At 50.2% G+C, this 301-nt stretch carries 1 protein-coding gene; it reads right to left on the minus strand.

The features are described from left to right. On the minus strand, nucleotides 1-287 hold a 287-nt coding region (locus ACN6NF_RS25865; RefSeq protein WP_474320326.1), incomplete at its 3' end, for a condensation domain-containing protein. Between the last annotated feature and the right edge of the window lie 14 nt (nucleotides 288-301).

Genomic DNA, 301 nt, shown 5'->3' on the forward strand with positions numbered 1-301 from the left:
TCATGATCTGCACGCAGTGCCAAATAGCTGCCGAATACTTCCTGGGTCATAAAGGACAAACACCAGCCATCCATCAAAATGTGATGGAAGCTCCAAACAAAGTGGTACGTTTCATCCCCGGTTTGCAGGATGGAGATACGAAGGAGTGCATCCTCTGCGAGGTTGAATCCTTTTGCTTTATCCTCGAGGACAAAAGCCTTCACCCGAGCTTCTCGTTCCTCTTTTTCTAGTCCGCGCAGGTCTTCATAGTACAACTCTCCGCTGCGATGGCGGAAAACGACCTGCACAGGCTCATCCTTCC

This window comes from Paenibacillus sp. TSM33 (assembly GCF_056099025.1).